The following is a 6,516-nucleotide window of genomic DNA, read 5'->3' as shown; positions in this document are numbered from 1 at the left end:
ATGATACAGAGATCACTTCTGAAAATCCTAATCAACCCAAAAATGACTACAATGAGCTAAATGGCTATGTATTGGGAACCTATAATGCAGATGAAAGTACTAAATATTATGCGGGTTTTGGAAAATCATCAAGAGTACCTGATGCAAGAGAACTCTACTTAATAATGCCAGGTATGCCTCCTCGACCTGTAGGAACACCAGACTTGGAAAATACAGTGAACTATGAATTTGATATAGGTGCTGAAAAACAATATGAAAATGCAACGGTCAAAGCAAAAGCATTTTATAGTATGCTAAATGATTTCATAGCCTATAATGCAGACAGAATGACCAATAATCTTGAAAATGTTGATGCAACCATATGGGGAGTGGAACTTAGCGGATCCTATGTTGCAACTGATGCACTCTATTTTGATTATGGTATGTCTTACCAAAGAGGTAAAAAAGACGATCCTCTAGCAGGTCAAACAGATACAGATCTTCCAGAGGTTCCACCATTTAAATTCAATGGTTCCATGAATTATGACTATGATGAGAGTTTGGCACTGAGAGCAGATGTGATCGCATCTGGGGAATGGTCAAATTTTGATGCAGACAATGGTGAACAGGAACTGGACTCATATGCTGTACTTAATTTAAAAGGAACAAAGAAGTTCGGTAAACACTTTGAATTGACTGTTGGTGTGGATAATCTATTTGATTCTACATATGCCGTCACAAATACATATAAAGATATAACGTTGCTTCCGGCAATAGGCGTTGATACTAATATCATGCTTCTGAATGAACCAGGACGTTATGTATATACGAATATCAAGTATAAATTCTAAGTATATCAGATGAATCACTACATGGTGAAATACCATATAGTGATTCATAGGTAGTCACATGAAGTGTTTTTATAAACACTTCCACTTCTTTTTTTACACAAAACCCTAATTTATATATACTCATACAGCGATTTCATTGGAAATATAAGATTTTTATACTTTTTTTGTTATAATGAGACGTATTTTTAACAAACTTAAGGAGAAGTCAATGGCATTATTTGATGATGTAAAAGAAGTAGTTGTAGAGCAACTAAATGTGAGCCCGGATGAGGTTAAAGAAGAGTCTAAGTTCGTAGAAGATCTTGGGGCTGATAGTCTTGATGTTGTTGAGTTGGTAATGGCACTTGAAGAGAAGTTCGATATCGAAATTCCTGATGATCAAGCAGAAGCTATAGCAACTGTATCTGACGCTATTAAATTTATCGAAAACGTATAAGTTGAGTTCCCCTTTGGGGAATTTAATAAAGTATCTATTAGTATTTTCTGAAGTATTAATATATATTTTATATAAAGTGGAATAGGAGAGCCAGTGAAAAGAGTTGTAGTTACAGGTTTAGGAATGATAAATTCCCTAGGACTAGATAAAGAAAGTGCATTTTCTGCTATCGTAGAGGGAAAATGCGGTATCAAAAATATTGAGTTATTCGATACAGAAAAACATTCTGTGAGCATCGCTGGTGAAATAACTGATTTTGATCCACTTACTGTGCTTGACGCAAAAGAAGCAAAGAAAGCTGACAGATTTATACAACTTGGGCTTAAAGCTGCTCTTGAAGCTATGGAAGATGCAAAACTTCCAGAAGATGTAGATATGGAAAGATTTGGTGTTGCCTCTGCTTCAGGTATAGGTGGACTGCCAAATATTGAAAAGAACTCAGTGGTATGTGCAACAAGAGGACCGAGAAGAATCTCTCCATTCTTCATCCCTTCCTCTCTAGTAAATATGCTGGGTGGATTTATCTCTATCTATCAAGGACTTAAAGGTCCAAATCTCTCATCTGTAACTGCTTGCGCTGCTGGTACACATGCGATCGGTGAAGCTGCAAAGTCTATTATGGTCGGAACTGCAGATAAAATGTTGGTTGTTGGTGCAGAATCTGCTATCTGTGAAGTAGGTATCGGTGGATTTGCTGCGATGAAAGCACTCTCTACAAGAAATGATGACCCTCAAACTGCATCTAGACCATTTGATACGGATCGTGATGGTTTTGTAATGGGTGAAGGTGCAGCTGCACTGGTATTAGAGAGTTATGATGATGCTGTTGCAAGAGGTGCAACAATCTATGGTGAACTCATTGGATTTGGTGAAAGTGGTGATGCAAATCACATTACGACACCAACTATGGATGGACCTCTTCGTGCGATGAAGGGTGCGTATAAAATGGCAGGTGAGCCAAAAGTAGACTATGTTAATGCGCATGGTACATCAACACCGATCAATGATAAAAATGAAACAGCTGCACTGAAAGAACTGTTCGGTGGTAAAGAGAATTGTCCTCCAGTCAGTTCTATCAAGGGGCAGTTGGGACACTGTCTTGGTGCGGCAGGTGCTATAGAGGCAGTTGTATGTCTTATGGCTATGAGAGATGGTGTCCTTCCTCCAACCATTAACTATACAACACCTGATGAGAACTGTGATTTGGATTATGTACCTAATGAGGCTAGAAAAGCAGATATCAACATTACTATGAGTAATTCATTTGGTTTTGGTGGTACAAACGGCGTAGTTATCTTTAAGAAAATATAAGGGTTCATGCATGGCAACTTATTTAGATTTTGAGAGCAAAATTGAAAAGATACAAGAAGAGATTGTATCGGCACATGCCATCGCAAATTTTGAGGCTGTTAACAAGTATCAAGCTGAGTTGGAAAAAGAAGTACAAAAGACCTTTAGTGCTCTTACTGACTTTCAAAAACTTCAACTTGCACGTCATCCAGATAGACCTTATGCTTTAGATTACATCAAACTTTTAATGCATGATGCGTATGAAATTCATGGTGATCGAGCGTTTAGAGATGACCCTGCTATCTTATGTTATATTGGTTGGATCAATGGTCAGAAGACCATGCTGATAGGTGAGCAAAAAGGACGTGGTGTTAAAAATAAGATCAAAAGAAACTTTGGTATGCCAAATCCTGAAGGATACAGAAAAGCATTGCGTGCGGTGAAAATGGCAGAAAAATTTGATATTCCAGTATTGATGCTAATAGACACTCCGGGTGCATATCCAGGCTTGGGTGCAGAGGAGAGAGGTCAGAGTGAAGCTATCGCAAAAAACCTTTTTGAATTTGCCTCAGTGAAGGTACCGATGGTTTCCATAGTCATTGGTGAAGGTGGCTCAGGTGGAGCACTTGCTATCGGTGTAGCAGATAAACTTGCAATGATGCGCTACTCTGTATTTGCAGTTATCTCGCCTGAAGGATGTTCTGCGATTCTATGGAATGATCCGACTAAAGTAGAAGCTGCAACCAAAGCATTGAAGATCACACCAAGCGATCTACTAGAACATGGTTTGGTAGATGATATACTTGATGAGCCATTGATCGGTGCACACCGTGATAAAGAAACCACGGCTGATGCGATCAAGAAATATTTCCTTGAGACGGTTAAAGCATTAAGAGAGCTTTCAGTAGATGAACTTCTTGATCAACGTTATAAAAGACTGACTGCCGTTGGCGCATATAGCGAATAACATCTTTTAATGATACACGAGATAGCCCAAACCATTGTAGGTTATATTGGTGATATGGGCTATTGGGGTATCTTTCTTCTCATGTTCCTTGAGAGTACTTTCTTCCCTTTCCCTAGTGAAATTGTTATGATACCTGCAGGATATTTGGCTTATAAAGGTGAAATGAACCTTTATATTGTTGTCTTGGCAGGTATATTGGGCTCTGTAGCAGGCGCACTTTTTAACTACTATTTGGCGATGCATTTTGGAAGAAAATTCATTTTACGTTACGGTAAATACTTTTTTATCAAAGAAGAAACATTAGATAGACTCGAAGCCTTTTTTGTCAAACACGGGGAACTTTCCACATTCAATGGAAGACTTATTCCGGGTATACGACAACTTATCTCTCTTCCGGCAGGTCTAGCACGTATGAATATGGCTAAGTTTGCTTTTTATTCAGCCTTAGGTGCTGGTATTTGGGTCATTGTTTTGGTTGCCTTGGGGTATATACTAGGGTCCAATGAAGCACTTATTTCTGAGTATCTACAGTCTGCAACATTGATAGCACTGCTATGTGTGGTATTGATCACACTTTTCTATATAGTAAGAAACAAACGAAGAAAAGAGATACTGGAAGATTAGCTCAATATCCAGGCTATATATTTTTTCTTCTTGATCGTTGTTTTCTTTAATGCTTTAAAGACCCTCTCTATCACACTATGATGCAGTGCAACATAGGACTTGGTGTCTATAATGTTTATCTTTCCTATCATTTTTGGATCAATACCTATCTCTTTACAGAAAGTACCCAGTATATCGCCTGCACGAAGTTTGGTTTTTTTACCACCGTTAATGCATAGTGTATCGTATTCTGATACCATTTTAAATGATGCGTCCACACGTAGATCTTTCATGAGTGCTTTACGTGCTTGAGAAGTGATATATGCGCATTTTTCACTATCATTAGCACTATAGAGTGAAATGGCTGTGCCTCTTGCATCTGCACGTCCTGTGCGTCCTATGCGGTGTGTATAGACTTCCTTATCAAAAGGGAGGTCATAGTTGATAACCAGTGCGATATCTTTGATATCTAGACCTCTTGAAGCTACATCGGTTGCCACCATGATACGTTTAGATCTATTGGAGAAAACGATCACTGATTCATTACGTTCTCTTTGCTCAAGGTCACCATGGATATCTATAACTGAGTGCCCACGTTGATGCAACATATCTGTCAAGGAGATCACTTCTGCTTTGGTATTGCAAAAGATCAGAAGTGATTCTGGTTTATAAGACTGGATCAGTGCCGTAAGTGTTTTAAATTTATCAGATGTCTCATAGACTATTTCATCTATCTTGTCACTCTCTTGTATCGTGTCTACTTTTATCGTGACAGGTTGCTTCAGTAGTGCCTTGGCAAGTTTTTCTATCTTCTCAGGGAATGTCGCTGAGAAGAGCAGGGTTTGCTTGGCACGTGGCATGTTAGAACCAATCTTGACTATTTCATCATAGAAACCCATGTCCAGCATACGATCTGCTTCATCCAGTACCAGTGTCTGGATACTGTCTAGTACCAGGGTCTCTTTAGCTAAATGATCTTGTATTCGTCCAGGGGTACCTATGAGTATATGAGCACCTTTGGCAATTGATTCAGCTTGGGCACGGAGTGGTACACCTCCATAGAGTGTAAGTATTTTGAGGTTAGGTTTATAGGCAGCTACTTTTCTAAGTTCAACTGCTATTTGATCAGAGAGTTCACGTGTAGGTGTAATGATAATAGTTTGAGGTTTGTTTTTCTCTATGTCTGTTCGGACTACACAAGGTAACCCAAAGGCCAAAGTTTTTCCTGAACCCGTTTTGGATTGTGCCAAGATGTCTTTACCTTCCAAGATAGGACTGATAGCCTTTTCTTGTATCTCGGTCATTGTTGTGAAGTGAAGTGCCTTCAGCGTTTCCAGAAGCATTTTAGGAAAGGCTTCGATGCTCTCAAATGTTTTCATGCTATTTGACTTCAAATGTGGCATCTTGGATGAGTACTTTATAAAAATATCCATAACCAAAATCTTTATTGACAATGACTTTACCTTTGGCAAGGACTTTGTCTCCGGCTTTTACCTTAGTTGATGTAGCGGTAAATACCAAGTCATCTGTAAGATTCTTCTTATCACCCGTACCATCACCTACATGTATCCAATCACGTTTCATAATGTTGCGAGAGACTTTGGAGATAGTACCTTCCAGAGAGATGATCTGATCTTTCAAATAGTTCCTCCACATATGTACTTCTTCGACAGTATACATATCTTTTTTGACAAAAGGTTGTGCCGGTTTTTCATCTGTTGTGGGTGAGATACCTGTACCTGTACTGTTGTGTGGATTTTTATTATGGAGGTCCAACATCTCTTTCATGCTTTTAGGTTGCTGGGCTTTTTGTGGTAGATAGACATCTGAGGCAAATATGATCTCTTTAAATGTCTTACCTAAAGTTTTACTTTCAAAGTTATGCATGATAGTTCTTTTGTCATAGCCTATCTTGTCACCGACTGCAACAGGGGCATTGGCTATGGCTACCCAAAGTTCTTTACCCTCTTCATTGATCTTAAGATATTTATATCCCATGGCATCTTTGATCTCGAGTATTTTACCGTAGTATATCCCCTGAGTTTTTTGTACTTTATCCTGATGATCACCTTTTGCATGGTCGTGACCTTCATGTCCAGGTTCTACAGCATAGGTAAATGTTGTAATAAGGGTAATAAGTAAAAGTGGTAAAAATTTCATGAGTAATCCTATAATTGTATTAAAAATGTTATGGGGTGAGAAGATTAATATATGGGCAAAAGCCCATGAAGATTTGAAGACTAAAATTATGCCTGAGCTTTTCTATAGTCTAAGATCATTTTGTATGCTTCATCTTTTAAAAGAAGTTTTTCTTTTTTAAGTGTTTCAAGCTCAACATCTGTCAAAAGAGTACGTCCTGCTTCTGCATCTTCAACTTGCTGGTCAAGTGC

General features: G+C 38.5%; 8 protein-coding genes. 5 read left to right on the top strand and 3 right to left on the bottom strand.

What is annotated here, in order from left to right; all coding sequences use genetic code 11:
* The 5 genes from WBM70_RS10935 to WBM70_RS10915 all read left to right on the top strand — a co-directional run.
* A partial coding sequence (locus WBM70_RS10935; RefSeq protein ID WP_424558533.1) for a TonB-dependent receptor domain-containing protein occupies positions 1-830 on the top strand: 830 nt, incomplete at its 5' end.
* Between the two features lie 208 nt (positions 831-1,038).
* Positions 1,039-1,266: an acyl carrier protein gene (acpP, locus tag WBM70_RS10930; protein WP_309497851.1), complete on the top strand. Its 228-nt coding sequence runs from the start codon at positions 1,039-1,041 to the stop codon at positions 1,264-1,266.
* A 93-nt stretch (positions 1,267-1,359) separates the two neighbouring features.
* Positions 1,360-2,577, top strand: a complete 1,218-nt coding sequence (locus WBM70_RS10925; RefSeq protein ID WP_424558532.1) for a beta-ketoacyl-ACP synthase II — start codon at positions 1,360-1,362, stop codon at positions 2,575-2,577.
* Between the two features lie 10 nt (positions 2,578-2,587).
* The gene (gene accA / locus WBM70_RS10920; RefSeq protein WP_424558531.1) at positions 2,588-3,523 is read left to right on the top strand and encodes an acetyl-CoA carboxylase carboxyl transferase subunit alpha; all 936 of its coding nucleotides are present in this window, start codon (positions 2,588-2,590) and stop codon (positions 3,521-3,523) included.
* Between the two features lie 9 nt (positions 3,524-3,532).
* Positions 3,533-4,147 carry a DedA family protein gene (locus WBM70_RS10915; protein ID WP_424558530.1) on the top strand — a complete coding sequence of 205 codons (615 nt, stop codon included), beginning with the start codon at positions 3,533-3,535 and terminating at the stop codon, positions 4,145-4,147.
* Here WBM70_RS10915 and dbpA read toward each other — a convergent pair.
* The 3 genes from dbpA to WBM70_RS10900 all read right to left on the bottom strand — a co-directional run.
* Positions 4,144-5,505, bottom strand: a complete 1,362-nt coding sequence (gene dbpA, locus WBM70_RS10910) for an ATP-dependent RNA helicase DbpA (protein ID WP_424558529.1) — start codon at positions 5,503-5,505, stop codon at positions 4,144-4,146. The two genes, WBM70_RS10915 and dbpA, sit on opposite strands and share 4 nt — an antisense overlap.
* Position 5,506: 1 nt before the next feature.
* Positions 5,507-6,286, bottom strand: coding sequence for a hypothetical protein (locus WBM70_RS10905; protein WP_424558528.1), 780 nt, complete (start codon positions 6,284-6,286; stop codon positions 5,507-5,509).
* An 86-nt stretch (positions 6,287-6,372) separates the two neighbouring features.
* A partial coding sequence (locus tag WBM70_RS10900) for a DUF465 domain-containing protein (protein ID WP_424558534.1) occupies positions 6,373-6,516 on the bottom strand: 144 nt, incomplete at its 5' end.

The organism is Sulfurovum sp., from assembly GCF_049668085.1.
Taxonomy (GTDB): domain Bacteria; phylum Campylobacterota; class Campylobacteria; order Campylobacterales; family Sulfurovaceae; genus Sulfurovum.
Note: the sequence above shows the minus strand (reverse complement) of the source record. Positions and strands in the feature narration are given on the sequence as shown.